This is a genomic window from Streptomyces sp. NPDC051214 (genome assembly GCF_040682375.1).
GTDB lineage: Bacteria > Actinomycetota > Actinomycetes > Streptomycetales > Streptomycetaceae > Streptomyces.
Genome location: NZ_JBFBAT010000001.1, coordinates 333,640 through 359,929 on the forward strand (window position 1 = coordinate 333,640; position 26,290 = coordinate 359,929).

Consider the following 26,290-nt stretch of genomic DNA (forward strand, 5'->3'; position numbering starts at 1 on the left):
ACAAAGCGGCGGGGTTGATCGCTCGCCGCGTTCAGTTCTCGACATCGGGTTGTCATGCGCACGCCTTGATGACGTGCTCGTACGCCTCAGCACTACGCACCCCCCACTCTCTCGCCACCCCCACGTGAAGCGATGTGATGACAGTGCATACCTCTTGGCGCCGCCGTGCGGCGCTCACCACAGCCGCCCTGGCCTGCTGCGCCACCGCCCTGACCGGTCTCCCCTCCGGAGCGTCGGCGGCCCCCTCCCCCACCCCCGCCGCAGCGGCCGCCACCTTCACCGACGACTTCAACGGGCCCGCGGGCTCGGCGGTCGACGGCGGCAAGTGGCAGATCGAGACCGGCGACAACGTCAACAACCACGAGCGGCAGTTCTACACATCGGGCAACAAGAACGCGGCCCTCGACGGCCAGGGCAACCTGGTCATCACCGCCCGCAAGGAAAACCCCGCGAACTACCAGTGCTGGTACGGCCGTTGCGAGTACACCTCGGCCCGCCTCAACACCTCCGGCAAGTTCACGCAGACGTACGGCCATGTCGAGGCCCGCATGAAGGTGCCGCGCGGGCAGGGCATGTGGCCCGCGTTCTGGATGCTCGGCGCCGACATCGGCAGCGTGGGCTGGCCCCAGAGCGGCGAGATCGACGTGATGGAGAACGTCGGCTTCGAGCCGAGCACCGTCCACGGCACCCTGCACGGCCCCGGCTACTCGGGCTCCGGCGGCATCGGCGCGGGCTACACCCTGCCCGGCGGCGAGGCGTTCGCGGACAAGTTCCACACCTTCGCGGTGGACTGGTCACCGAACAAGGTCACGTGGTCCGTGGACGGCAACGTCTACCAGACCCGCACCCCCGCCGACCTCGGCGGCAAGCAGTGGGTCTTCGACAAGCCTTTCTTCCTGATCCTCAACCTCGCGGTCGGCGGCTACTGGCCCGGCGACCCCGACGGCAACACCAGCTTCCCGCAGCAACTGGTCGTCGACTACGTCCGTGTGACCACCAACAACTAGGCGCCACGGGCAGACGGGGTGAGGCGGCTCCGCTACGGGACGATCGCGTCCACGTAGCCGCCGTCCACCCTCAGTGCGCCGCCCGTCGTGGCCGAGGCCAGGGGTGAGCTGAGGTAGACCACCATGTGGGCGATCTCCTCCGGCTCGATGAGCCGCTGGATCAGGGACTGCGGGCGGTGCTTGGCCATGAACTCCCGCTGGGCCTCGTCCCAGGGCAGGGCGGGGTCGACCAACTCGTACACGAAGTCCTCCACACCGCCGGTGTGCGTGGGGCCCGCGATCACGGAGTTGACGGTCACGCCCGATCCCGCGGCCTCCTTCGCGAAGCCCCGGGAGACCGCGAGGAGCGCCGTCTTCGACGTGCCGTAGTGGATCATCTCGGCGGGGGTGACGAGCGCCGAGTCGCTGGCGATGTTCTGGATCCGCCCCCAGGCGCGGTCCTTCATGCCCGGCAGATAGTGGCGGATCATGCGGACGGCGGTCAGCACGTTGACCTCGAAGTAGCGGCGCCATTCGTCGTCGCTGATGTCGAGGGCGGGCTCCGCGCCGAAGATGCCCAGGTTGTTGATGAGGATGTCCGCCCGGGGAACGGCCGCGAAGACCTGCGCGGCGCCTTCGTCGGTGGAGATGTCTCCGGGGGCCGGGAAGAACTCGGCGGCGCCGTGCTCCCCCTTCAACCGGTCGACGGCCTTGTCCACGGAGGCCGCGGAGCGGCCGTTGACGGCCACCCGGGCTCCCGCCCTGGCCAGGCCGGCCGCGATGGCCGCCCCGATCCCCTGGGTCGATCCGGTGACGAGGGCGGTCTTGCCGGAGAGATCGACGAGCATGCTGTGTTACCTCCTGCTGCGTGCGGTGCGACGGGCGGCCCCAAGCGTGGCCTCCGTCTTGTCCCCGATGTCCAGTAGATCATTCGGGCGGCTTCACTGGCTTTTCGTGGAGCTTTCTGTAGGCGGTGGGGGTTACTCCCACCTCCCTTCGGAAGATCGTCCGGAAATTGGCGGCCGACCCGAATCCCGCCGCCCCTGCGATCCTCTCCACGGACAAGGCCGAGGTCTCCAGAAGCCGGCGCGCGTCGAGAATCCGCTGGAGGGTGACCCACTGCATGGGTGGCAGCCCCGTCTCGCGCACGAAACGCCGGACGAGGGTCCGCCGCGACAGCAGGCTGTGGTCGGCTAGCCGCTGCACGGTGATCGCGGCCCCCAGGTTGTCGAGCACCCACTCACGCGTCGCCCGCAGGCTGTCGCGCGGTGGGGCGGGCGCGTCCCTGTACTGCGGTTCGTTCGCGCCACGGGTGGAGGAGAAAACGAGGTCCTTCGCCACGCCGTCCGAGGCGGCCGTACCGAAGTCGCGGTCGACGACATGGAGGCACGCGTCGATGCCGGCCCCGCCGCCCGCGCACGTGAGAACGGCGCCGTCCTCGGTGAACACCCGGTTCTCGACGACGTTAACGCGCGGATACGCCAGACGGAGTTCTTCGGTATGACGCCAATGCGTCGTGGCCGACTTGCCGTCCAGGATTCCGCAGGCCGCGAGCGCGAACACCCCCGTGCAGATGGCCACGACACGGGCACCCCGTTCGACGGCGATCCGCAGCGCTTTCAGGTAGGCGTCCGGGACCGGGACGTGCGGGTCCTCATAGCCGGGCACGACGACGATGTCGGCGGATTCGACGTCGGCGAGCGACGCCCCGCCGCTCACCTCTCCGCTCACGTTCCCGCGCACGAGGACCCGATAGCCCGGATGCCGCCCGAAGACATGCTCGGGGATGCTGACGTCGAGCGCGAACACCCGCGGCATCACCAGGATCGCGACCACCGTCCGGCCTTCTTCAGAACCCAACTGCTCCCCCTTGCACCGTCGCGAACCTCATGCCGGCACTGGCACGATCCTTGCCGTAAGTGGCACAGCCGATCCTGGTCCGACCCTGAACCGCCTCATACCGTCGACCTCATGAGCAGCGCACAGCAAGTCGAGAGTTTCGGCGTCCCGTGGGAGAAGACCTACGGGTACGCACAGGCGGTCAGACGCGGCGACACCATCTATCTGTCCGGCCAGGTGTCCCACAGCGGTACGGAAGTGATCGCCCCCGCCACCGTCGATGATGCCGGACGGGTCACCGACTTCTCCCGCACGGGCGAGCAATTGCGCCAGTGCTACGCCAACGCGGCGGAGTTGCTCGGGCGCTTCGGCGCCTCGCTCGACGACGTCGTCGAGGAAGTCATCTACGCGCTCGACGTCGAGGCGGCCGACGCCGCGGCGGGGCCGGTGCGCAAGGAGGCCTACGGGCGGCCGGACCCGCAGGTGGCAAGCACCATGGTCGGCACTCCGCGGCTGGCTTTCCCGGAGCTCCTTGTCGAGGTCAAGTTCACCGCCCGCCTCTGACGGGCGGCCGCTTCCCCGGGCGGCGAGGGTCCGGCTCAAGGGTCAGGCGGTGGGCACCGGCGCGTCCTCGGCGATCAGCTTCTCCGCGCGCAGGTCCGTCCAGAACGCGGCGGGGATCTTCTCGCCGAGCGCGGCGACGTCCTCGGCGATGCGGCTGGGCCTGGTGGCTCCGGGGATCGCCGCCACCGTCGCCGGGTGGGCGAGGGAGAACTGCAGGGCGGCGGACTTGATGCCGACACCGTGCCGCTCGACGAGTGCCTTGATGCGCTCGACCTTGGCGACGATCTCCGCGGGCGCCTTCTGGTACTCGAAGTGCTGTCCACCCGCCAGGATGCCCGAGGAGTAGGGCCCGCCCACGACGACGTCGACGTTCCTCGCGGCGGCGGCCGGCAACAGCCGCTGGAGGGCGCGGTCGTGGTCGAGGAGGGTGTAGCGGCCCGCGAGGAGGAAGGCGTCGGGCTGCGGCTCGTCCAGGTCCAGGGTGAGTTCGAGCGGCTCCACGCGGTTGACGCCAAGGCCCCAGGCCTCGATGACACCCTCGTCGCGCAGCCGGTCCAGGGTGCGGAAGGCTCCCGTACGGGCCTGCTCGTAGGCGGCCAGCCACGCGTCGCCGTAGAAGTCCTGCGCGACGTCGTGCACCCACACGATGTCGAGCCGGTCCGTCCTCAGCCGCTTCAGGCTGTCCTCGATGGAGCGCAGGGTGGCGTCGGCCGTGTAGTCGTTGACCATCTTGTTCGGGCGGCCGTGCTCGAAGAGGCCGCCCTTCTCGCCGAGGTCGCGGGCGGCGGGGTCCTCGGCCTCGTCCAGGATGACGCGGCCGACCTTCGTGCTCAGCACGTAGTCGTCGCGGGGGTGGCCCGCGAGGACGTCGCCGAGCCGGATCTCGGAGAGGCCCGCGCCGTAGAAGGGGGCGGTGTCGAAGTAGCGGATGCCCTGGTCCCAGGCGGCCTCGACGGTGGCCGCGGCCTCCGCGTCGGGGATGGCGCGGAACATGTTGCCGAGCGGGGCGGTGCCGAAGCCGAGCGCTCCGGGGAGGAGGTGCTTGATGCTCATGGGGGTGTTTCCTCGCGGTGGTGGATTTCCGACGTTTCCGTGGGGTTGGTGAGGGTTCGGGGGATCCGTCGGCCTGGCGAGTTCGAGGTTAGGATCGACGCTTGAGACTGTCCAAGACTCGCTTGGACACACTTGAGTCCTCCGAGGTCTTACATGCTTGACCTGCGACAACTGCGCTACTTCGTGGCCGTGGCCGAGACGGAACACGTCGGCCGCGCGGCGGAGGCGCTCCATATCTCCCAGTCACCCCTCAGCCGCCAGATCGCCCAGCTGGAGAAGCAGCTCGGCCTCGTCCTGTTCGAGCGCAGCCAGCAGCGCATCCGCCTCACCGCCGACGGCCGGGTCTTCCTGAGCGAAACGCGCGCCCTGCTCCGGCACGCGGACCGCCTGGAGAACCTCGGCCGCAGGCTCGGCCGCGGCGAGGAGGGCGGCCTGTGCATCGGATACGTGGGCGACGCCATGCACACCGGCGTCCTGCCGGGCGCGCTGCGCACCCTCCAGGAGGAACGCCCCGGCATCCACGTCGCCCTCTACAGCCTCTCCGCGGCGGAACAGTTCGAGGGCCTGCGCCAGCGCAGCCTGGACATCGCCCTCGTCCAGGAGCCGCCGGAGAAGGACGACCCGGATCTCCTGGCCGCGCCCCTCCTCGAGGATCCGCTGCTGCTCGCGCTGCCCGCGGCCCATCCGCTGGCCACACAGGCCGAGTTGACGCCGGACGACCTGGACGGGCAGGCGTGGATCGCGGTCGAGAACTCCCGGGATCCGGCCTGGCGTGACGTCTTCCTCGCCTCGTGCGTGGCGTCCGGCTTCACCCCGGACATCCGCCTGGACGCCGCCGAGCCGCTCACCGCGCTCGGCCTGGTCGCCTCGGGCCTGGGTCTCGCGCTCATCCAGAAGAGCATGGTGCGTGGCACGACGGACGATGTCGCCGTACGCGAACTCCCCTGGCACAAGGCGTCCGTTCACTTGTGGGCGGCCTGGCACGCCGTCGATCTGCGGCCGGTGGTGGCGTCCTTCCGCGAGACGGTCCTGGCCGGCCGCTCCCTCGGCTGACGCGGCGGCTCATTCCACCCGGCCTACTCCCAATAGGACTGGCGCAGCGAGGACTTGGCCAGCTTGCCGGTGGGGGTGCGGGGCAGCGTGTCCGTGAAGTCCACGGAGCGCGGCGCCTTGTAGTGGGCGAGGCGCTCGCGCACGAACGCGATCAGCTCACGTTCCAGTGCGGGCCCGGCGCTCACTCCGTCGGCCGGGCACACCACCGCCTTGACGGCCTCCCCCATCTCCGCGTCCGGCACCCCGATCACCGCGACGTCCGCGACCGCCGGATGCAGCACGAGACAGTCCTCGGCCTCCTGCGGATAGACGTTCACACCACCCGAGATGATCATGAATGCCTTGCGGTCGGTGAGGAACAGATAACCGTCCTCGTCCACGTGCCCGATGTCTCCCGTGGTGGTCCAGTTCGGGTGCGTGGGGTGCTGGGCACCGCGCGTGCGGTCCTCGTCGCCGTGGTACCGAAAGGGCAGTTCCTCGCGCTCGAAGTAGACGATGCCGGTCTCGCCGCTCGGCAGAAGCCCGCCCGCCTCGTCGCAGATCCGCAGCTCGCCGAGGAACCCGTCCTTGCCCACCGAGCCGGGCTTGCGCAGCCATTCGTCGGGCGAGATGAACGTGATGCCGTTGCCCTCCGTCGACGAGTAGTACTCGTACAGGAGGGGCCCCCACCACTCCAGCATCCGCTGCTTCACCTCGACGGCACAGGGCGCGGCGGCGTGGATGGCGACCTTCATCGACGACAGGTCGTACCGCTCGCGCACCTGTGCGGGCAGCTTCAGCATCCGTACGAACATGGTCGGCACCCACTGGCTGTGCGTGACCCGGTGCTGCTCGATGGCCCGCAGGGCGCCTTCCGCGTCGAAGGCGTCCATGAGGACGACCGTGCCGCCGAGCGACGTGACGACTCCGCAGAACCGCAGCGGCGCCGCGTGGTAGATCGGGGCCGGCGAGAGGTAGACGGTGTCCTCGCCGAAGCCGTACATGGCCTGGAAGATCAGCACATAGGTGCTCGGCTCGTCGCGCACGTCGCCCTCGGGCAGGGCGGGCTTGATGCCCTTGGGGCGGCCCGTCGTGCCGGAGGAGTAGAGCATGTCGGTGCCGCGCGGCTGGTGGGCGGGCGGCTCGGCGGACGCGGCCTCCAGGGCCTTCTCGTACGTCCCGTCGTCGAGACCGAGCAGCATCGGCGGACCGCCCGCCAACTCCACGACGGCGGCGCCCAGTTCGGCGAGCGATCCGGAGATGATCAGCACCTTCGCCCCGCAGTCGCGCACGATGTACGCGGCTTCCTCCGTGCTGAGGTGATGGTTGACGGCGGTGAGATAGAGGCCCGAGCGCAGCGCCGCCCAGTAGACCTCCAGGGCGCGCGGGTCGTTGTCGCACAGGAGGGCGAAGTGATCGCCCCGACGCAGTCCTGCGGCCCGCAGATGATCCGCGAGCCGCAGGGAGCGTTCTTCGAGCTGTCCGTAGGTGAGGGTCCGTGTGCCGTCGGCGGTGACGACGGCCGGCCTGGCGGGGTCGTACGCTCCCGGGTGCATGCGGTGACGGTACAGGAGCGCCTTGACGGTGCGTCAGACCTCGTACGGAGCCTGATGGTTCGGCTAGCGGCTGACCTTCCGGGTGGCCCGCAGCCACTCCTTGTTCATGGCCGAGATAGAGGGCAACGGGATGCCCTTCGGGCAGGCGGTGGCGCACTCGCCGGTCAACGTACAGCCGCCGAAGCCCTCCTCGTCCATCTGCGCGACCATGTCCAGGACACGCGTCTCACGCTCCGGAGCACCCTGCGGCAGGACGCCCAGGTGGTTGACCTTGGCCGAGGTGAACAGCATCGCCGAGCCGTTGGGGCAGGCGGCGACGCACGCACCGCAGCCGATGCACTCCGCGTGCTCGAACGCGAAGTCCGCGTCGGGCTTCGGCACGGGCGCCGCGTGGGCCTCGGGGGCGGCGCCGGTCGGGGCGCTGATGTACCCGCCGGACTGGATGATCCGGTCGAAGGACGAGCGGTCCACGACCAGGTCCTTGACGACCGGGAAGGCGGCGGCCCGCCACGGCTCGACGTCGATCGTGTCGCCGTCCTTGAAGGACCGCATGTGCAGCTGACAGGTGGTGGTGCGCTCGGGCCCGTGCGCGTCGCCGTTGATGACGAGCGAGCACGCGCCGCAGATGCCCTCGCGGCAGTCGTGGTCGAAGGCGACGGGATCGTCGCCCTTGACGATGAGTTCTTCGTTGAGGGTGTCCAGCATCTCCAGGAAGGACATGTCGGACGAGATGCCGTCGACCTCGTAGGTGGACATGGCGCCGTCGGCGTCGGCGTTCTGCTGGCGCCAGACGCGCAGGGTGAGCTTCATGCGTAGCTCCGCTGGGTGGGGTGGACGTACTCGAAGACGAGGTCTTCCTTGTGAAGGACGGGGGCGGCACCGGTGGCGGTGAACTCCCAGGCGGCGGCGTACGAGAACTCCTCGTCCACGCGGGCCGCCTCGCCGTCCGGTGTCTGTGACTCCTCGCGGAAGTGACCGCCGCAGGACTCGGCGCGGTGCAGGGCGTCGAGGCACATCAGCTCGGCGAGCTCCAGGTAGTCGACGATGCGGTTCGCCTTCTCCAGGGACTGGTTGAACTCCTCGCCGGTGCCGGGCACCTTGATCCGGCGCCAGAACTCCTCGCGGATCTGCGGGATGCGCTCCAGGGCCTTGCGCAGCCCCGTCTCCGTACGGGCCATGCCGCAGAACTCCCACATCAGCTCGCCGAGTTCACGGTGGAAGGAGTCGGGGGTGCGGTCTCCGTCGACGGCGAGGAGCCGGGTGATGCGCTCGGTGGTCTCGTCCAGCACCTCACGTACGACGGGGTGTTCGTCGGAGACCTCGTCGTGGTGCGGGTTGCGCGCGAGGTAGTCGTTGATCGTGGACGGCAGCACGAAGTAGCCGTCGGCGAGACCCTGCATCAGGGCCGAGGCGCCGAGCCGGTTCGCGCCGTGGTCGGAGAAGTTGGCCTCACCGACCGCGAAGAGGCCGGGGACGGTGGTCTGCAGGTCGTAGTCGACCCACAGCCCGCCCATCGTGTAGTGCACGGCCGGGTAGATCCGCATCGGCGTCTTGTACGGGTCCTCGTCGGTGATCCGCGCGTACATGTCGAAGAGGTTGCCGTACTTGGCCTCGACCGCCTTCTTGCCCATGCGCTTGATGGCGTCGGCGAAGTCGAGGTAGACGCCCTGGCCGCCGGGGCCCACTCCCCTGCCCTCGTCGCACACGTTCTTCGCCGCGCGCGAGGCGATGTCACGGGGCACGAGGTTGCCGAAGGAGGGGTAGATGCGCTCCAGGTAGTAGTCGCGCTCCTCCTCGGGGATCTTGTTGGCCGGGCGGTCGTCGCCCTGGGCCTTGGGGACCCAGATGCGGCCGTCGTTGCGCAGCGACTCGCTCATCAGCGTCAGCTTCGACTGGTGGTCGCCGGTGCGCGGGATGCACGTCGGGTGGATCTGCGTGAAGCAGGGGTTGGCGAAGTAGGCGCCGCGCCGGTGGGCGCGCCAGACGGCCGTGGCGTTGGAGTTCATGGCGTTCGTCGACAGGTAGAAGACGTTGCCGTAGCCGCCGGATGCCAGGACCACGGCGTCGGCGAAGTACGTCTCGATCTTCCCGGTGATCAGGTCGCGGGCGACGATGCCGCGGGCGCGCCCGTCGACGACGATCACGTCGAGCATCTCGGTGCGCGCGTGCATCTCCACGTTGCCCGCGGCGATCTGCCTGCTGAGTGCCTGGTAGGCGCCGAGCAGGAGCTGCTGCCCTGTCTGGCCGCGTGCGTAGAACGTCCGGGAGACCTGTACGCCGCCGAAGGAGCGGGTGTCGAGGAGGCCGCCGTACTCGCGCGCGAAGGGGACGCCCTGGGCGACGCACTGGTCGATGATCTCCACCGAGATCTGCGCGAGGCGGTGGACGTTGGACTCGCGGGCGCGGAAGTCGCCGCCCTTGACGGTGTCGTAGAAGAGCCGGTGGACCGAGTCGCCGTCGTTGCGGTAGTTCTTCGCGGCGTTGATGCCGCCCTGCGCGGCGATCGAGTGGGCGCGGCGCGGCGAGTCCTGGTAGCAGAACTGGACGACGTGGTAACCCTGTTCGGCGAGCGTGGCGCCGGCGGAGCCGCCCGCGAGGCCGGTGCCGACGACGATCACGGTGTGCTTGCGGCGGTTGGCGGGGTTGACCAGCTTGGCCTCGAAGCGGCGGGTGTCCCACCTCTCGGCGACGGGGCCTGCCGGCGCCTTGGTGTCGACGACCGGCTCCCCGGTCACATACTCGGCGTACTCACGAGAGGAATTCATCGGCTAGCTCACCACTCCGGTCATGACGGCCACGGGGACGACGACGAAGCCCGCCGTCAGGACCAGCGCGAGGCCATTGGCGACGATCTTGAGGGCGCGGTCGCGGGTCGCCCTGCCCGCGCCCAGGGTCTGCGCGGCGCTCCACAGCCCGTGGCGCACGTGGAAGCCGAGGGCGGTGACGGCGACGATGTAGATGACGTTGCCGTACCACGTGGAGAACGTGTCGATGATGTTCTGGTACGGGTGCAGGTGCTCGTAGGCGCCCGGGTGCACGGTGCCGGTCGTCAGGTCCAGGATGTGCCAGACGATGAACAGGGCGAGGATGATGCCGCCCCAGCGCATCGTGCGCGTGGCGAAGCTCTTGCCCGCCTTCTTGTTGACGTACTTGGCGGGGCGCGCCCTGATGTCACGGCGGCTCAGCTGGTACGCGGAGACGGCGTGCGCGACCACGGCGACGACGAGCACGACGCGGATCAGCCAGAGCGTCCACTCGTAATGCATGAAGGGCTCGCCGACCGTGCGCAGCCAGTGGGCGTAGTGGTTGAGCTCCGCGGGCCCGAAGAAGATCTTCAGGTTTCCGATCATGTGGGCGATCAGGTAGAGCAGCATGATCAGGCCACTCACCGCCATCACTGTCTTCTTGCCGACGGACGAGTCCCAGATCGTGCGCGTCATCGACGGCCGTTTTCGGTCCGTCCGCGTTGCCAGAGCCATGGGACCGACGCTAAGGCCGAAAGTCCCGATCGGTCCAAGAGATGGATCAGCTCATCTCGATAGCGAGTGGCTATCATCGGCCGTACCCTGCCGTATATGCAGTTCCAACAGCTCCTCTACTTTGTCGCGGTGGCCGAGACCAGGCACTTCACGCGCGCCGCCGAGCAGGTCCACGTCTCCCAGCCCTCGCTCTCCCAGCAGGTCCGCGCCCTGGAGAAGGAGCTGGGCGCCGAACTGTTCAGCAGGGCCCGCGGCAACATCGCGCTGACCGACGCGGGCGAGGCGCTGCTTCCGCTGGCCCGCCGCATCCTCGCGGACGCCGACACCGCGCGCATCGAGGTCCAGGAGCTGGCCCAGCTGCGCCGCGGCCGCATCCGCCTGGGGGCGACCCCCAGCGTCTGCACCGGCCTGCTGCCGGACGTGCTGCGCGCCTTCCACGACCGCCACCCCGGCATCCAGCTCCTGCTCGAGGAGAGCGGCTCCCACGACCTCGTGCGCGAACTGGCGCGCGGCGCCCTGGACCTGGCCGTCGTCGTGCTCCCCCTCCCCACCCCTTCTCCGGCCCTGACCACGGTGGAGCTGCTCCGCGAGGACCTGGTCGTGGTGTCGTCCCCGGACGCGCGGAAGTTCGGCGGCACGTCGGTACGGGTGGCCGATCTGCAACGGGAGCGCCTCGTGATGTTCCGGCACGGCTACGACCTGCGGGAGCTGACGGTCGCCGCCTGCCGGGCCGAGGGGTTCGAGCCGGAGTTCGCGGTCGAGGGCGGCGAGATGGACGCGGTGCTCGGCTTCGTGCAGGCCGGGCTCGGGGTCGCGGTCGTGCCGCGCATGGTGGCCGAACGCGCCGGGCGCGGGTTGCGGATGACTCCGCTGGCCCAGCCGTCCCTGCAGCGCACGATCGCGCTGGCGCACCGCAGCGATGTGGCTCCGCCGCGGGCCGCGCGGGAGCTGCAGCGGATGCTGCTTGAGCGGTGAGTTTCCGCTTCGCGGTGAGGCCGGTACGTGGACTGCGGGTGGGACGTGGCTGATCGCGCAGTTCCCCGCGCCCCTGAGGGGCGCCCCCCCATGCCGTCACGGGGTTCCCGGCGCCGTCTGAGGGGCGCGGGGAACTGCGCGGCAAGCCCCCACCGGCCCGCAGGTTCCAGCGAAGCTAACGCGCGTCGGGCAAGCCGCCGGTCTCGGGGTTCCTGATCGTCAGGCAGTACGTGCCGCCCGCCGGGTCCCGCATCACGATCCAGTGCGGCCCGCGCCACACGGTCTCGGCGCCGAGCCGCTCATGCCGGACGCGGTCCGCGTCGAGGTCGGAGCAGGAGAAGTCCGGGTGTGCTCCGGCCGGTCCTTCCGTGTCGAGGCGCTGGAGCAGAATGCGGACCGGCAGCCGTGGGTCAGGCTCGACGAGGTGGAACTCCGGGCGTGACCCCGGGCGGTCGGACCACCCCGTGAAGGCGGGCCAGAACGCCTTCTCCGCCTCGAACACCGAAGGCGGCACGTCCAGGCACACCTGGTCGAGGCGGCTCGTGGTCCCGTCCGGCGCGAGAAGCGGCCCGGGGCGGATCTTCTCGCCTTCCCAGCGCACCACGCAGAACAGCTGCCCTCCCGGAGAGCGCAGGACCTCGATGCCCTCCTCCGCGAAGACCGGAGTGGCCCCGAGCGCGCGGGCCTCGCGCGCCTTGGCCGGTACGTCCTCCACCGAGAAGTCGAGATGCGCGCCGCCGGGTCCTCCGACCGCCTGCGCCTTCAGGAAGGCGTCGGCCCCCTCAGGAAGGAGCGTCACGAACTGGCCGTCGTCGCCCCGGAAGGCGGAGAGCCGCGTGCCGGTGACCGCCGCCCAGAAGTCATGGGCCTTCGCGAACCCGTCCTTGGGCCGGTCCACGAAGGCGTACACCCACTGGATCACTCCGTCGGACATCCTCGTACTCCTCAGCTCACCGCGTCGGCCAGCGCCAGCTCGTGCAGCTGGTCCGGCGGGCCGGGCCTGGCGTAGTACCAGCCCTGTGCCGTGTCGCAGCCCAACTCTCGCAGCTGATCCGCCTGGGCGCCCGTCTCCACGCCCTCGACCGTGACCGCGAGGTCCAGGCTGTGGGCGAGCGCGACGATGCCCTCGACGATCTTCAGGTCGACGGGGTCGGCCGGGAAGTGCTGCATGCCCTGGGTGAAGGAGCGGTCGAGCTTGAGGATGCTCACCGGCAGGCGGCGCAGGTTGGCGAGGTTTGAATAGCCCGTGCCGAAGTCGTCGAGCGCTATGTCCACGCCCATCTCGGCGAGCCGCCGCAGCGGCTTGAGCAGGTCGTCGTCGGCGCCGATCAGCGCGGACTCGGTCACCTCCAGGCACAGCGCGCCCGGTTCGAGCCCGGCGCGCTCCAGGATCTCCACGGTGTCCGAGACCAGGCCGGGGTGGTTCAGCTGCATGGGCGAGAGGTTCACGTTCACGCGCAGCGGCCCGGCGTCCTTGTGCCGCGCCTCCCAGGTGCGGGCCTGGCGGACGGACTCCTCGAGGACCCAGCGGCCGAGCGGCACGATCAGGCCGGTGTGCTCGGCGAGCGGGATGAACCGGTCGGGGCCGATGATGCCGTGCTGCGGATGCAGCCACCGCACCAGCGCCTCCGCCCCGCGCACGCTGCCGTCGCCCAGGTGCACCAGGGGCTGGTACTCGATGAAGAACTCGCCGCGCTCCAGGGCGGCGGGCAGCGCGGTGGTCAGGCCGTGCCGGGTGATGGCGCGGGCGTCGGCCTCGGGGTCGGCCAGCTCGAAGCGGTTGCCGCCCGCGGACTTCGCGCGGTACATCGTGATGTCGGCGCTGCGCAGCACCTCCGCCGCACCTCGCTCACCGGCCGGGCCCTCGACGATGCCGATGCTGCCGCGCACGGTCAGCTCGCGGCCCTCGACGCGGATCGGCGTGGAGAGCGCGTGCATGATGCGCCCGGCGAGCTCGTCCACCTCGGCCTCGGTGTCGCGGCCCGTGGTCAGCGCCACGAACTCGTCGCCGCCGAGCCGCGCGACCATCTCGCCGGGGGCCGTGGCGCACGACTGGAGCCGGTCGGCGACCTCGACGAGGAGCCGGTCGCCCGCCGCGTGCCCGAGGCTGTCGTTGACCGTCTTGAAGCCGTCGAGGTCGAGATAGCAGAGCCCGAAGCGTGCGCCGTCGCCCGCGGCGAGGGCCTTCTCCAGGCGCTCGAAGAACAGGGTGCGGTTGGGCAGGCCGGTGAGCGCGTCGTGCGTGGCCTCGTAGCGAAGGCGCAGATTGAGCAGCCGGCGTTCGGTGGTGTCCTCCATCAACGCCAGTTGGTACTGCGGCACTCCGTCCGCGTCACGCAGCAGCGAGACGGTCAGGTTGGTCCACAGGGCGGTGCCGTCGGGGCGGTAGAAGGCCTTCTCCACGCGGTAGTGCTCGCGCTCCCCGCGCACCAGCTCCTCGTAGAGCTTCCATACGTGGGGGGAGTCCTCCGGGTGGGTCCACTCGGCGACGTTGCGCCCGCGCAGCTGGCTCTCCAGACCGCCGAACATGCGGATCAGCGCGTCGTTCGCCTCCAGGACCGTGCCCGTGAGGTCGGCGATGCCGATGCCGATCGCCGCGCCGTGGAAGACGGCACGGAAGCGTGCCTCGCTCGCGTGCAGGGCTTCGGCGACCGCGCTGCGGGCGTTCAGGGCGGCGCGGGATATCGCCTCCTGCTCGGCGAGGGTCCGCTCGCGCAGGGCTGCCGCGAAACCCGCGGCCACCGCGTGCTGCAGGCGCGCGGACCGGGCCCGCAGCTCCTCCTGGGGTCCGTCGTCGCCGCAGTACAGGACGAGATAGGCGTCCACGCAGTCGAGCGTGCGGCTCAGCGCCTCGGGGTCGGTGCAGTGGGTGCCGACGAGCGCCGCGCCGATCGCCTGGCCCTCGGCCGCGTCGAAGATCCGCTCGTGCAGGGCGGCACGCAACCTCCGTGCCAGCGGCACCAGTTGCAGCTCGAACTCGGGACGGGTCAGCGACGTCGCCGTCACGGGGAAGATGGCGCGGCTCCAGATGGTGGCGAACCTGCGCACTCTGTCCTCGGGGCCGTCCGGTTCCCCGCTCATGCCCTGCGCCCCACGCCGGCGAACCCGGAGAAGGCATAGGGATCCTCCTCCTCGGGCGCGGTGTCGGGCCGCCAGCGCGGCATCGGCACGAGGCCGGGTTCCACCATGTCGTATCCCTCGAAGAACCGCGCGATCTCTTCGCGCGAGCGCATGATCAGTGGATTGCGGATGTCCTTGTAGACGCCGACGGCCTGACCGGCCTGCTCGGCGGGGATCGGCATCCCTTCGTACGAGGCGTGCGTGAGGGCGATCACGCTGCCGGGCGCAGTTGCGTCCCGCAGTTCGGCGACCGCTGTGTAGGGATCGTACGCGTCCTCCACGAAATGCAGGACGGCGACGAGAAGAAGGGCGACGGGACGGTCCAGGTCGAGCAGCCCCTTGACCTCCGAACTGCCCAGAATGTCCTGCGGTTTGCGCAGATCCGCGGCGACGACGGCCGTCTTCTCGTCGCCGTCGAGGACGGCACGGCTGTGTGCCACGGCGACCGCGTCGTGGTCGACGTACACCACGCGGGATTCGGGGTCGGCCCGCCGCGCGACCTCATGCACATTGCCGAAGGTGGGGATGCCCGAACCGATGTCGAGGAACTGGGTGATGCCCTGGTCCACGGCGTAACGCACCGCTCGGCGCATGAAGGCACGATTCGCCTGCATGATCTTGGGCAGCCCCGGCAGGTACTCCATGGCCCGGCGGGCTGCGTCCCGGTCGACCTCGAAGTTGTGCGAACCGCCCAGGTAGTAGTCGTAGATGCGGGACACGCTGGGCATCGTGATGTCGATGCCCTGCGGGGCCCAGGCGGGACGCTCCATCAAGACTCCAAGGCGTAGGCGAGACGAGCCGGTGTTCGAAGGTGAGGCTACTGATCGTCCGCCAAGGGAGCGAGTCAAAACGGAAATTGGGCGTCCGTTCTCGGTCACTGCCTGTGGCAAGTGCCGAATTTCAACCCAAAGAACCGGTCCGTTCCTCCCCGGGAGGGGGAAAGGAACGGACCGGTAGACCGTACGCGAGGTACTTCTGACTGACCCCCCTTCTTGGCCGACTTCTTCTTCGGACTTGCCCTTCGACGCCGACTGCTTCTGTACCTCTATTTCCTGTACGTCTATTTCCCGTACGGCTGCTTCCCGTACGCCTGCTTCCTGTACGCCTACTTCGGGGCGCCGACAGGCTTTCCGTCAGGGCCGGCGGCGTACCAAGTGCCGCCCACGCCCTGGCCATTGGTGTCGCCGGGCTTCTTGTCACCGGCGAAGGTGTACATCGGCCAGCAGTCGATCGTCTGCTGGCGCACTCCGTCGGGGCGGTCGAAGACGACGAAGCCCTTCTTCAGGATCCCCTTGGTGTCGTTCTTGGCCACGGGCGGCACCACCGGCCACTTCTCCAGGCAGGCACCGGTGCACGCGGTCTTCATCGGCCAGGCGGAGTCCTTGGTGAAGCGGTAGACGGTCATGCCGTTCTTGTCGACGACGATCTCCCCGAGCTTGGGGTCCTTGCGGGTGGAGAGCCCTGCCGGGTCGACGGGCGCCGTCTCGGCGGGGGGCTCGGCCTCGTCGGCCGCGGGCGCGGCCTTCTTGCCGTCAGGGGCGGCGGCGTACCAAGTGCCGCCCACGCCCTGGCCCTTGGCGTCACCGGCCTTGGTGTCCTTGGCGTACCGGTACATCGGCCAGCCGTCGATGGTCAGCTGCTTGCTGCCGTCGGAGCGGGTCACCTCGCCGAGCAGGGACTTGTCGACCCCGGCCGGGGCTTCCGCGCCCTCGGGGGACGCGACGGGCCAGGTGGAGGCGCAGGCGCCGTCACAGTTCGACTTGGGGGGCTGGGCCGTGTCCTTGTCGAAGCGGTAGAGCGTGCGGCCCTCGCTGTCGGTGACGACCTTGCCGAGCTTCTTGCTGTCCCAGACGGCGAGCTGACCGGCGGCCTTCGCCTTCCCCGCGCCTTCCTTCGCGTCGCCCGTGTCGGCGCCGTACCCGTCCCCGGCCCCGTACCCGTCCTTCGCCGGGGCCTGGTTGCCGACGTTCTGCCCGTTCGGCGACTGGTCCCCCTTCTCCTGACCACACGCCGTCGTCAGCGCCAGCATGGCCGCAGCTGTCGCTACGAGTGAGGCGCTTCGCCAGGTCTTCATCGGTAACTCCCGCTGTCTGCTTGGGTGTCGCGCCGCGGAGTGCGTCACGCATGGCCCTAGGTACGGGTGGGGACGGCTGATGCGTTCAACCGGCGTTCAAGATTCTTTTCTGCGTCGGGCTCACGCCCGCCCGTTCGCCGGGCCCGCACGCGCCGGACCGTCAAGCCCGCGTCCGCCTGTTCGTCAAGCCCGCGCCCGGCGTCTCCTCCCTTCGGGTCACAAGGGGACCGCATCGGCGTGGCAGGGCGACGCGCTGCCCATGATCCCTGACGTGCATGGATCCACTAGGGCCTCGTCCCGCCTGGTCACACGCTTACTGGCGCTGCTGGTGCTGGCCTGGCTGCTCGGCGCGCCGGCGGCCGCCGCGGCGCCTGCCACCGCGCCCGCCGACAACTGCGCCTACGCCTCGATCGGCGACGGACCCGGCGGTGACGCCGTGGCGGTCTCGGGGGACGGGGTGGTCTGCAGGGCGGGCCCCACGCGTCGCCCGAAGCCGCCGCCTCCACCCCCGCCGCCACCGCCGCCACCACCCGCTCCGGCCCCGCCGCCACGCCCGGAGCCCCCCGCGCCGGAGCCACCGCCTCCGCCGCCACCCCCGCCGCCACCGCCCGCGCGGCCGACCCCTCCTGAGCCCGCGCCGCCTCCGCCCCCGCGACCGGGTCCGAGCCCGAAGCCGACCCCGTCCGCCCCGGCCAAGGCCACGCCGAAGCCGGTGAGTTACCCCTCGTACCGCATCGCGCACCGCAAGGCACCGCCCCGCGGCGGCCCGTCCCTGGTCTCGCTCACCCTGCTCCTCACCGCGCCCGCGGTGCTCGCCGTCGCCGCGCTGCGGCCGCGCTGACCCGTCGGAGGTCCCATGTCGGAATGGCTTGTTCTCACCCTCGCGATGGCGGCCGCGTGCGGCGTCGTCCTGGTCGTCACCTTCCTGCGGCACCGCAGGACGAGCCCGGATTACGACGCCTCGGAGACCCCGGACGTCATCGAGTACATGACGATGATGATCGGTGTCGTGTACGCCATCGTCCTGGGCCTGGCCATCGCCGGTGTCTGGGAGGCCCGCAGCGTCGCCGAGGACCATGTGCACACCGAGGCCCAGGCGTTGCACGAGGTGTCGGAGCGTGCACGGGTCTATCCGGCCGACATCCGTGAGCGCATCCGCACGGATGTACACGCTTATGTCAGCCATGTCGTGACCACCGAGTGGGACGTGATGACCGACCGCGGCGAACTCACCGACCGCGGCACCCAACTCCTGGACCGCGTGCGCCACGACGTCACGGACTACGAGCCCAAGTCCGACTTCGAGGCCCAGGCCTACCAGCCGCTGGTCGACCAGGTCGCGATCGCCGACGACGCGCGCAACTCCCGCGGCGACAGCGCCGGAGCCACCATGCCCGGCGTGGTCTGGTTCGGCCTCATCACGGGCGGTCTCGTCACCGTCGGCATGATCTTCGCCCTGCAGATCCGCCGCACTCCACGCGAACTCATGCTCGCGGGGCTGTTCTCGGCCTTGATCGCCTTCCTGCTCTTCCTCATCTGGGACTTCGACGCCCCCTACAGCCGCGGCGTCGCGGCCACCCCGGATCCGTTCCGCGCCCTCTTCGACAACCTCGGGGGATGAGGGACCCGCTGCCCCGCCCTCAATTCCCGGGCGGGGCAGTGGTCCTGACGGGTTGACGGGTACTCACTCCGCGATGACCGACGCGACCTGGGTGAGGGAGTCGATCCGCCAGTCAGCGGCCTCGACGACGGACTGGTCGTCGGCCCACCAGTGCCCCCAGGGACCGCGCCGGATGTGCGCGACCCGCAGCCCGGCGGCCTTCGCGGGGAAGATGTCGTTCGCGGGGTGGTCTCCGACGTACAGCGTCTGCTCCGGGGCGGCCTGGGCCGCCTCGATCACCCTGGCGAAGAAGGCGGGGTCAGGCTTCGCCACACCCCACTCCCCCGAGGTTGCGACGAGATCGGCGGGCAGGTCGAGACCCCGCAGCAACTCGGCCACGCGTGCGGTGCGGTTGCCCGCGACGACGACCCGCAGCCCCTGGTCACGCAGTCCGCCGAGAGCAGGGCGCACATCGGGGTAGAGATCGGTCTCGGCCAGGTGCTCACCGCGCCCCGCCGCCTCGCGGGCCTGATGGGCGGCGGCGACGTCTATGTCCGGGCTGAGCAGCCGCAACGCCTCGGTGTGGTCGCGGCCCCGCGTGACGACACCTCCCACGAGCGCGGAGACGGTGTGACGGGGCACGCCGAGCCAGTCGGCCCAGGACGCCCAGTAGCGGTCATCTTTGGTGAGGGTCTCCCCCACGTCGAACACGACGGTCTCAATCATCGAGGTCAGCCTATGGCGCGACCACCCCCGACCGGCCGTCTGACCCGCGCCCCGAAAGGGGGTGGCGCACCCTGGTCGCCATGGAGCCCATACTTGTGGCCATGGAGCCCACCGAACCCACGCGGGTCGCGCGGCAGTTGGTCCAGTACGGCACCCCGACGCGGTGGCGGCGCTTCTCGGCGGCAGCGCGGTGACGTGATGGTTGCCGGTGAGCGGGAACCGTCCCGGAGGGATACCGGCGCAGCGGTTACCCCGGCCTCCCGGGACCGGCTTCGCACACGGGTCCGTAAACCATGCTGCGCGGCGGCCCCGTACGGCGCACTCTGGTGGCATGACCTGGCAGACACCCATCATCGTCCACCCGCCCGCTACCGACGGCGGACGGCGGGTCACCGTGCGCGGGCGGGCCGTCGGTGTCGCACGCGACGATCACGACCTGGTGGAGTTTCTGCGCCGCGCGGGCCTCGGCGACGCGGACATGGCCCTGGACGACCCCCACCTCGTGGAGTGGAGAGGCGGCGCGGCGCATGTGTGGGGGCCTGGTTCCTGACGACCCGCCCCGCTACACCCCTCGTCCCCCGAACCCCGCCACCACGCCCGCGACACCCCGTCCGTTCCCCTGTCCGGCCCACACCGTTGCCCCGTTCGCGCGACGTGGATCGCGGCCGCCCGGGTCCCTGCTTAGCGTGTGCGGCATCGAGGTGCATATCAGGTGAAAGCGGAAGAAGGTCCGCGGCTGCTCCTCGGGGACCCGGAGGAATCATCATGCGCGCGATACGCGTCGCCTCGGCCGCTCTGCTCGCCGCCACGACCCTGACCCTCGGCGCCACCACCGCCTCTACGGCCGTCGCCGACGAGGGGGACAACCCCAACAACATCACCTCGTTCGGCTTCCGCGTCACCCCCTCCACGATAGCCGCGGGCGGCCAGGTCCAGCTCAGCGTGGACGGCTGCGAGGGCGACACGAAGGTCACCTCCGGCGTCTTCGACGACGCGCACATCCCCAAGGGGCAGAATTCCGTCGCCGCGATGGTCTTCCCCGACGCCAAGCCCGGCGCGATGTACGAGGTGACCTTCGACTGCAAGGGCGAGACCGGCACCACGGACCTCACCATCGCCACCGGCCGCCCCACCCATCACCCCACCTCGCACCCCACGGGACCGGTCCACCACGGGGTCAAGGCCGGCGTGGGCGGCAGCTTCGGCGGGTTCGACCTGCACGAGATCGCCCTCGGCGGCGTCCTGATCGTGGGCACGCTCGGCACCGCGTACCACTGGACGCGCCGCCGCACCGGGGACGGCAACAAGTCCTGACCCGCCCGCCGCCCGACCGGCGCGGAAGGGGGGACGCGCCGGTCAGGGAGGCGGAACAGTTCACGCCCGGCATACGAGCGCCCGACGTGCGAGGGGCGGGCGCACCGGTGCCGGGCCCGTGGTCAGATGCCGCGCCCCGCGTTCTCCGAGCGGCGGCGCATCCAGAACACCCCGCCGCCGACCAGGGCGACCGTCACGAGCGCCCCGCCGATCGCCATGTCGGTGCCGGTCGCCCCGGAGCTGCTGCTGCCGCCGAGACCACCGCGGACGCCGCCGTGGATGACGGTGAACGCGTCCGGCTTGGTGAGGGTCTTCCTGGCACCGCCGCTGCCGCAGTGCACGGTGATGCTGTGGGCGCCGGGGCTCGCGTGGTGGTAGACCCTGGGGTTCGCGCTGGCGGTGCCGCCGTTCATGGAGTGCAGAGGCGTGTCGGGAAAGGCGTTCGACGTGACCTTGCTGCCCGGGGCCGCGCACGCGGTGCCGTCGACCGTGACCGTCAGCTGTCCCCCGCGGGGGATCACGCTCGGCATGGCGACGATGTTGGACGGGTCGGCCCAGGCCGATGCCGTCGGGGCGGCGAGGCCGACGACGGCACCCGCGGTGACGGCGACCGCGAGGGCATGAGTGGTGCGCATACGAGAAGTACGCATGTGAATCCTCCGCGGAAAGCGCCCCGGGGTAACCGTTCCCCGGTCGATCGGCGAGAGCGCCTCCCAGACTGACCCTCAGTTGCCCTGCTCAGACCCGCATTTCGGCGATCGGCCGTCCTGGTGAGGCGACACGCCGAAGCGTGAACGCACAAGCCGATATTGCCGCAGGTCACGGACCGTCAGAAATTTCCTGCCGACCGCGACTCGGATGGCGCATGCCCGGTATGGGCGCCACCCGTTCGCTCCCGCTCTGTCGCCCGGCACGCGCGCCGCGCTTAGCGTTCTTGTACGCGCAACGGACGCGGTGCGAATGCCGCGTTGAGAGGGGATCAGAGAATGCCTTCGTCCCAGCCGGCCGATGAAGAGGAATCGCAGCGGAAGCGCGCGCCGTGGGGCGTGATGGCGCTCGTTCTGCTGACCGGCCTCGCGCTGATCCGGAATGGTTCAGGGGAATTCGACGTGGGCCCGCCGCAGCCCGCTTCGGCCGCCGCGGCGGACCCGGCGCCCGACGGAGCGGGGAAGACGGTCGCGCCGCTGACGTTCTCCCCCGCCGAGCGTGTGGGGATCAAGGGCATCCAGGTGGAGGCGCCGGTCATGCCGGTCGGGCTCGACGAGGACGGCTGGGTGGACGCGCCCCCGGCGGAGGACCCGAACCTCGCGGGCTGGTTCACCGGAGCCGTGTCACCGGGCGAGAAGGGCACGTCCGTGATCGTCGGCCATGTCGACAATCAGCAGGGCCCCGCGGTTTTCTACGGCCTGGGTTCGCTGAAGAAGGGAAATCGCGTCGAGGTGCTGCGCAGGGACCGCAAGACCGCGGTTTTCGAGATCTATGGAATCGAAGTCTTCGAGAAGGACAATTTCCCGGGCAGTCGCGTCTACAGCGACAAGGGCGCTCCGGAATTGCGCGTCATCACCTGCGGCGGCGGATTCTCCAAGCGGTCCGGTTACGACGGGAACGTCGTCGCTTTCGCCCGCCTGGTGGATGTGCGCTGACGGCACCGGGCGGGCGAAATTCTTCCTACATCTCGTGGCGGCTCGGCACCGTGATCCGGTAACCCGAGTCGATCAGCTCCGGCAGATAGGTCCGCAGCGCCGCGACGCTCTGGGAACGGTCGCCACCCGCGTCGTGCGAGAGCACCACCACTCCGGGCCCCGCACCGGCCCGTACGCGCCGGATGATGGTGTCGGCGCCCGGCTCGGTCCAGTCCAGGGTGTCCACGGTCCAGGCGAGCGGCTCCATGCCGAGGTCGGCGCCCAGTTGGAAGGCGTTGCGGTTCCAGGCGCCGTAGGGGGCGCGGAACCAGGCGGGGGGTTCGCCGACCGCTTCCTCCACGACGTCACAGGTGCGCTCGATCTCCTCGCGCATCGCGCTCCGGCTCATCTTCGGAAGGAGCGGGTGCGTCCAGGTGTGGTTGCCGATCAGATGCCCGTCGTCGGCCATCTGGCGCAGCAGGTCCTTGTTGTCGACGGCCATCTCACCGCAGACGAAGAACGTGGCGCGCACGTCGTACTTGCGCAGGGTGCTCAGGATGCCCGGCGTGTAGCGCGGGTCGGGGCCGTCGTCGAACGTCAGGAACATGCTGCGGCCCTGCCCATCCATGCGCAGGATCGGCGCCTTGCGGACGCGGGGCAGGGCGCGCGGTGCGCGCGGGGGGCCGTTGCCCGCCATGGGCTGGAGGCGGTACGCGGAGGGCTTGAGGGCGCGCGCGGCGGGCGGGCCGCCGGCCGCCGAACCACCGGAAGCCGTGGGCCCTGGCGGGGCCTTGGGCTCCGAGCCCGCGCATCCGGCGGTCGCGACCAGACCGAAGACAGCGGCGCCGCGCAGAAGTGCGCGACGCCCAGGAGTCATGTGATCCTTTTTCATTACTAATCCGTCGCATGGCGGAAGGCGGACGCCGGACAGCAACACCACGGCGGGCCGCGAAAGCACCCGATGGGACCAGCGGAAACACGCGGGAAGAAGGGGAATCAGCGGCGCCGGACGAGCGGGAAGGGCAGCGTCTCGCGGATCGTCAGGCCGGTGAGGAACATGACGAGGCGGTCGACGCCGATGCCGAGCCCGCCGGTGGGCGGCATCGCGTACTCCAGGGCGTCCAGGAAGTCCTCGTCGAGTTCCATGGCCTCCGGGTCGCCGCCGGCGGCGAGCAGCGACTGTGCGGTGAGGCGGCGGCGCTGTTCGACGGGGTCGGTCAACTCCGAGTAGGCGGTGCCCAGTTCGGTGCCGAAGGCGACCAGGTCCCAGCGTTCGGCGAGGCGCGGGTCGGTGCGGTGCTGGCGGGTCAGCGGGGAGACGTCGGTGGGGAAGTCCTTGTAGAAGGTGGGCAGCGTCGTCTTCTCCTCGACGAGGCGCTCGTACATCTCCAGGACGACGTCGCCGCGGCCGTCGTCGGGCTGGTACGGGACGTGTGCGCGGTCGCAGAGCTGGTGCAGCCGCGGCAGCTCGGTGTCGGCGTCCACCTCGTCGCCGAGTGCCTCGGAGATCGCGCCGTAGACCGTCTTGACCGGCCAGGGCCCTGAGATGTCGTGCTCGGTGAGCCGGCCGTCCGCGTCGGCCTTGCGGGCGAGGGGTGCGCCGAAGGCGGCGGTGGCGGCGCCCTGGATGAGCTCGCGGGTGAGGTCGAGCATCACGTCGTAGTCGGCGTACGCCTGGTAGGCCTCCAGCATGGTGAACTCGGGGTTGTGTTTGTAGGAGACGCCTTCGTTGCGGAAGGTGCGGCCCATCTCGAAGACCTTCTCCATGCCGCCGACGCAGAGCCGCTTGAGAAAGAGCTCGGGTGCGATGCGCAGGTAGAGGTCGAGGTCGTAGGCGTTGATGTGGGTGGTGAAGGGGCGGGCGTTGGCGCCGCCATGGATCTGCTGGAGCATCGGGGTCTCGACCTCCAGGTAGCCGCGGTCCAACAGCCCTTGGCGCAGCGCCTGTACCGCGGTGGAGCGGGCCCGGACGACGTCGCGGGCGCCGGGGCTCGCCACCAGGTCGAGGTAGCGGCGGCGGACCTTGGCCTCGGGGTCGGCCAGGCCGCGGCGCTTGTCGGGAAGGGGGCGCAGGCACTTGCCGGTGAGCTGCCAGCCGGTGACGAAGACGGTGAGTTCGCCCTTGTCGGAGGCGCCGACCGTGCCGGTGGCGGTGATGTGGTCGCCGATGTCGGTGCCGGAGGTGAAGCGGTCAAGGACGTCCTGGCCCGACCCGTCGCGGGTCAGGGCGAGTTGGCGGTCCCCGGACCAGTCGCGCAGGACGGCGAAGACGACCCCGCCGAAGTCGCGTACGAGCATGAGGCGCCCCGCGACCGTGACGTCCTGCCCGGCCAGGGCGGGCGTCACAGCGGCGAGGGTGTGGGTGCGCGGCGGGAGGCCCACGGGGTAGGCGTCGATGCCGTCGGCGCGCAGCCGGTCGAGTTTGCGGTGGCGGATGCGGACCTGGTCGGGGAGCGCGGCCATGGGGTCGGCGTCCGCGCCGTCGCCGTGGCCCGCGAGGCCCAGGGCGGAGATCGGCGGGAGGTGTTCCGTGCTCGTCGGCTTGGTGACCCCCTTGTGTCCCCGGCCCTTGCCCCAGAGCTTGCGCAGCGAGGGCACGGACACGAACCCTTCGGCGATGCCCGAGGCGAGGCTGATCCGGGCGAGCGCCCCGGCGTCGCCGTAACAGATGAAGCGGGGGTACCACTCGGGGTGGTACTTGGCGTTGGAGCGGTAGAGCGCTTCGAGCTGCCACCACTTGGAGAAGAAGAGCAGCAGCTTGCGCCACAGCCGCAGCACGGGCCCGGCGCCGATGCGGGCCCCCTCCTCGAAGACCGAGCGGAACACGGCGAAGTTCAGGGAGATGCGCCGTACCCCTGACCTGCCCGCGTCCGCGCAGAGTTCGGCGACCATGAACTCCATGACGCCGTTGGGCGCGGTCGCCCGGTCGCGGCGCATCAGGTCCAGGGAGATGCCGTCCCTGCCCCAGGGGACGAGGGAGAGCAGGGCGATGAGCCGGCCGTCGGCGTCCAGCGCCTCGACGAGGAGACAGTCGCCGTCCTCGGGGTCGCCGAGGCGGTCGAGCGCCATCGAGAAGCCGCGCTCGGTCTCGGTGTCCCGCCAGGCGTCCGCCTTGTCGACGATCTCCTCCATCTCCTCGTCGGTGAGGGCGGAGTGGCGGCGGATGCGGGTGGTGGCACCGGTGCGGCGTACCCGGTTCACGGCCTGGCGGGTGACCCGCATGTCCCGGCCGTCCAGGTCGAAGTCCGCGACGTGCAGGATCGCCTCGTCGCCGAGCTGAAGCGCGCCGAGTCCGGAGCGCGCGTAGGCGGTGGCGCCCTCCTCGGAGGCTCCCATCACGGCGGGCGCCCAGGCGTACCGCCGGGCCACCTCCAGCCAGGCGCCGATCGCGTGCGGCCAGGCCTCACGGTCGCCGACGGGATCGCCGCTGGCCAGGCAGACGCCTGCCTCGACCCGGTAGGTGACGGCGGCCTTGCCGCTGGGCGAGAAGACGACGGCCTTGTCGCGCCGGGTGGCGAAGTAACCGAGGGAGTCCTGGGCGCCGTACGTCCCCAGGAGCGCGCGGATGCGGGGTTCCTCGTCGCCGTGCAGGGCGGCTTCCATGCGCTGGGAGCGGAAGAGCGCCGCGGCGGCGTTCAGGAGGGCGAGGGCGCCGAAGAGGCCGAGCCAGAAGTGCAGGGCGCGCGGAGGCCGGCCGTCGAAGTAGTCGTGGCCGGTGAAGAGCCCGCCGCAGACACGGTTCGCCGCCCAGAGCAGGGCCTGGCCGCGCGGCAGCGTCCCCGGGAAGAGCGCGACGAGCCCCCAGCCGGCCAGGATCGCCACGGCCAGGCCCGCGACGAGCACCAGGAGGGCGCGCCGGACCGCCCCACGGCGGGAGTCGGCGGAGAACTCCTTGCGGGCCAGGACCAGGAGGACGAAGGCGATACCGCAGACGATCAACGAAGGGAGCGAGTCGGCCCAGTAGCCGAGGACGATACCGAGCACGTCGAAGGCGAGGAGGAGCCCCAGGTAGACGATGACGAGCCACCAGGCGACCTTCTTGCGGGCCGCTGTCGCCGCCGCGAGGAGGAAAAGGAAGACCGCGTACGCCAGGTTGGGGCTCACCGGGACCGTGAGGAGGTCGAGGAAGCGGACCACCGGGCGCAGCAGGTGGCGCAGCGGGGCGACGACCGCGAGGATCGCGCAGAACAGGCCCAGGGTGCCGAAGAAGGTGGCGAACCCTTCCGGCACCCGTCCGAGCAAGCGGTCTCGCGCGCCCTGCGGTGGCGCGGTCCTCGGGCTCTCCACGCTGGTGCTCATGGACCGACCCTAGGAAGGGTCGGCCGGTGCCGCCCGTCGAGGCGGTGCGCA

At 70.5% G+C, this 26,290-nt stretch carries 24 protein-coding genes; 9 read left to right on the plus strand and 15 right to left on the minus strand.

Features of this window, described 5'->3' with window-relative positions; all coding sequences use genetic code 11:
- The first annotated feature begins 137 nt into the window (after positions 1-137).
- On the plus strand, positions 138-1,007 hold the full coding sequence (locus AB0M70_RS01590) for a glycoside hydrolase family 16 protein (protein ID WP_365815157.1): 870 nt from the start codon (positions 138-140) through the stop codon (positions 1,005-1,007).
- Between the two features lie 32 nt (positions 1,008-1,039).
- Here the strand turns inward: AB0M70_RS01590 and AB0M70_RS01595 are convergent, their stop codons facing one another.
- Both AB0M70_RS01595 and AB0M70_RS01600 read right to left on the minus strand, forming a co-directional pair.
- Entirely contained in the window at positions 1,040-1,834 is a 795-nt protein-coding gene (locus AB0M70_RS01595; RefSeq protein WP_365815159.1) for an SDR family oxidoreductase, read from the minus strand.
- Positions 1,835-1,913: 79 nt separating this feature from the next.
- Entirely contained in the window at positions 1,914-2,822 is a 909-nt protein-coding gene (locus AB0M70_RS01600) for a helix-turn-helix domain-containing protein (RefSeq protein ID WP_365815161.1), read from the minus strand.
- Positions 2,823-2,957: 135 nt separating this feature from the next.
- Between AB0M70_RS01600 and AB0M70_RS01605 the strand changes: the two genes are divergently transcribed.
- Positions 2,958-3,389, plus strand: coding sequence for a Rid family hydrolase (locus AB0M70_RS01605; RefSeq protein ID WP_365815163.1), 432 nt, complete (start codon positions 2,958-2,960; stop codon positions 3,387-3,389).
- 42 nt (positions 3,390-3,431) lie between these two features.
- Here the strand turns inward: AB0M70_RS01605 and AB0M70_RS01610 are convergent, their stop codons facing one another.
- Positions 3,432-4,442 (minus strand): aldo/keto reductase, encoded by a 1,011-nt coding sequence (locus AB0M70_RS01610; RefSeq protein WP_365815165.1) that lies wholly within the window; start codon positions 4,440-4,442, stop codon positions 3,432-3,434.
- A 153-nt stretch (positions 4,443-4,595) separates the two neighbouring features.
- On the opposite strand from AB0M70_RS01610, the gene AB0M70_RS01615 reads away from it, so the two are divergent.
- Entirely contained in the window at positions 4,596-5,495 is a 900-nt protein-coding gene (locus tag AB0M70_RS01615) for a LysR substrate-binding domain-containing protein (protein WP_365815167.1), read from the plus strand.
- Between the two features lie 23 nt (positions 5,496-5,518).
- Here AB0M70_RS01615 and AB0M70_RS01620 read toward each other — a convergent pair whose 3' ends face one another.
- The 4 genes from AB0M70_RS01620 to AB0M70_RS01635 all read right to left on the minus strand — a co-directional run bounded on the left by AB0M70_RS01620 (position 5,519) and on the right by AB0M70_RS01635 (position 10,470).
- Positions 5,519-7,030: an acyl-CoA synthetase gene (locus AB0M70_RS01620; protein ID WP_365815169.1), complete on the minus strand. Its 1,512-nt coding sequence runs from the start codon at positions 7,028-7,030 to the stop codon at positions 5,519-5,521.
- Positions 7,031-7,093: 63 nt separating this feature from the next.
- On the minus strand, positions 7,094-7,840 hold the full coding sequence (locus AB0M70_RS01625) for a succinate dehydrogenase/fumarate reductase iron-sulfur subunit (RefSeq protein WP_363207235.1): 747 nt from the start codon (positions 7,838-7,840) through the stop codon (positions 7,094-7,096).
- A complete protein-coding gene (locus AB0M70_RS01630) occupies positions 7,837-9,795 on the minus strand; it encodes a fumarate reductase/succinate dehydrogenase flavoprotein subunit (protein ID WP_365815171.1) in 1,959 nt (652 codons plus the stop codon). Before AB0M70_RS01630 ends, AB0M70_RS01625 begins: the two co-directional genes overlap by 4 nt.
- A 3-nt stretch (positions 9,796-9,798) precedes the next feature.
- Positions 9,799-10,470, minus strand: a complete 672-nt coding sequence (locus AB0M70_RS01635) for a succinate dehydrogenase (protein WP_365816247.1) — start codon at positions 10,468-10,470, stop codon at positions 9,799-9,801.
- Positions 10,471-10,605: 135 nt separating this feature from the next.
- Between AB0M70_RS01635 and AB0M70_RS01640 the strand changes: the two genes are divergently transcribed.
- Positions 10,606-11,484 carry a LysR substrate-binding domain-containing protein gene (locus AB0M70_RS01640; protein WP_365815173.1) on the plus strand — a complete coding sequence of 293 codons (879 nt, stop codon included), beginning with the start codon at positions 10,606-10,608 and terminating at the stop codon, positions 11,482-11,484.
- A gap of 175 nt (positions 11,485-11,659) precedes the next feature.
- Here AB0M70_RS01640 and AB0M70_RS01645 read toward each other — a convergent pair whose 3' ends face one another.
- The 4 genes from AB0M70_RS01645 to AB0M70_RS01660 all read right to left on the minus strand — a co-directional run bounded on the left by AB0M70_RS01645 (position 11,660) and on the right by AB0M70_RS01660 (position 16,678).
- Positions 11,660-12,418, minus strand: coding sequence for a VOC family protein (locus tag AB0M70_RS01645; RefSeq protein WP_365815175.1), 759 nt, complete (start codon positions 12,416-12,418; stop codon positions 11,660-11,662).
- 11 nt (positions 12,419-12,429) lie between these two features.
- Complete coding sequence (locus AB0M70_RS01650) at positions 12,430-14,565, minus strand: EAL domain-containing protein (protein ID WP_365815178.1); 2,136 nt, start codon at positions 14,563-14,565, stop codon at positions 12,430-12,432.
- Positions 14,562-15,374 carry an SAM-dependent methyltransferase gene (locus AB0M70_RS01655; protein ID WP_365815180.1) on the minus strand — a complete coding sequence of 271 codons (813 nt, stop codon included), beginning with the start codon at positions 15,372-15,374 and terminating at the stop codon, positions 14,562-14,564. The genes AB0M70_RS01650 and AB0M70_RS01655 overlap by 4 nt, the downstream gene beginning before the upstream one ends.
- 335 nt (positions 15,375-15,709) lie before the next feature.
- Entirely contained in the window at positions 15,710-16,678 is a 969-nt protein-coding gene (locus AB0M70_RS01660; RefSeq protein WP_365815182.1) for an SCO0930 family lipoprotein, read from the minus strand.
- A gap of 271 nt (positions 16,679-16,949) precedes the next feature.
- Here AB0M70_RS01660 and AB0M70_RS01665 point away from each other — a divergent pair, with 271 nt between their 5' ends.
- Both AB0M70_RS01665 and AB0M70_RS01670 read left to right on the plus strand, forming a co-directional pair.
- Positions 16,950-17,519, plus strand: a complete 570-nt coding sequence (locus AB0M70_RS01665; RefSeq protein WP_365815184.1) for a hypothetical protein — start codon at positions 16,950-16,952, stop codon at positions 17,517-17,519.
- A 15-nt stretch (positions 17,520-17,534) separates the two neighbouring features.
- Positions 17,535-18,299: a hypothetical protein gene (locus AB0M70_RS01670; RefSeq protein ID WP_365815186.1), complete on the plus strand. Its 765-nt coding sequence runs from the start codon at positions 17,535-17,537 to the stop codon at positions 18,297-18,299.
- A gap of 63 nt (positions 18,300-18,362) precedes the next feature.
- On the opposite strand, the gene AB0M70_RS01675 is transcribed toward AB0M70_RS01670, so the two are convergent.
- Entirely contained in the window at positions 18,363-19,004 is a 642-nt protein-coding gene (locus AB0M70_RS01675; RefSeq protein ID WP_365815187.1) for an HAD family hydrolase, read from the minus strand.
- 331 nt (positions 19,005-19,335) lie between these two features.
- On the opposite strand from AB0M70_RS01675, the gene AB0M70_RS01680 reads away from it, so the two are divergent.
- The gene (locus AB0M70_RS01680; protein WP_365815189.1) at positions 19,336-19,554 is read left to right on the plus strand and encodes a hypothetical protein; all 219 of its coding nucleotides are present in this window, start codon (positions 19,336-19,338) and stop codon (positions 19,552-19,554) included.
- 215 nt (positions 19,555-19,769) lie between these two features.
- Positions 19,770-20,318 carry a hypothetical protein gene (locus AB0M70_RS01685; protein ID WP_365815191.1) on the plus strand — a complete coding sequence of 183 codons (549 nt, stop codon included), beginning with the start codon at positions 19,770-19,772 and terminating at the stop codon, positions 20,316-20,318.
- A 122-nt stretch (positions 20,319-20,440) separates the two neighbouring features.
- Here the strand turns inward: AB0M70_RS01685 and AB0M70_RS01690 are convergent, their stop codons facing one another.
- Positions 20,441-20,953 carry a hypothetical protein gene (locus tag AB0M70_RS01690; RefSeq protein WP_365816249.1) on the minus strand — a complete coding sequence of 171 codons (513 nt, stop codon included), beginning with the start codon at positions 20,951-20,953 and terminating at the stop codon, positions 20,441-20,443.
- 351 nt (positions 20,954-21,304) lie between these two features.
- On the opposite strand from AB0M70_RS01690, the gene AB0M70_RS01695 reads away from it, so the two are divergent.
- Complete coding sequence (locus AB0M70_RS01695; RefSeq protein WP_365815193.1) at positions 21,305-21,961, plus strand: class F sortase; 657 nt, start codon at positions 21,305-21,307, stop codon at positions 21,959-21,961.
- A 25-nt stretch (positions 21,962-21,986) separates the two neighbouring features.
- Here the strand turns inward: AB0M70_RS01695 and AB0M70_RS01700 are convergent, their stop codons facing one another.
- Positions 21,987-22,832, minus strand: coding sequence for a polysaccharide deacetylase family protein (locus tag AB0M70_RS01700; protein WP_365815195.1), 846 nt, complete (start codon positions 22,830-22,832; stop codon positions 21,987-21,989).
- A gap of 104 nt (positions 22,833-22,936) precedes the next feature.
- Positions 22,937-26,239, minus strand: a complete 3,303-nt coding sequence (lysX, locus tag AB0M70_RS01705; RefSeq protein WP_365815197.1) for a bifunctional lysylphosphatidylglycerol synthetase/lysine--tRNA ligase LysX — start codon at positions 26,237-26,239, stop codon at positions 22,937-22,939.
- Positions 26,240-26,290: the final 51 nt, after the last annotated feature.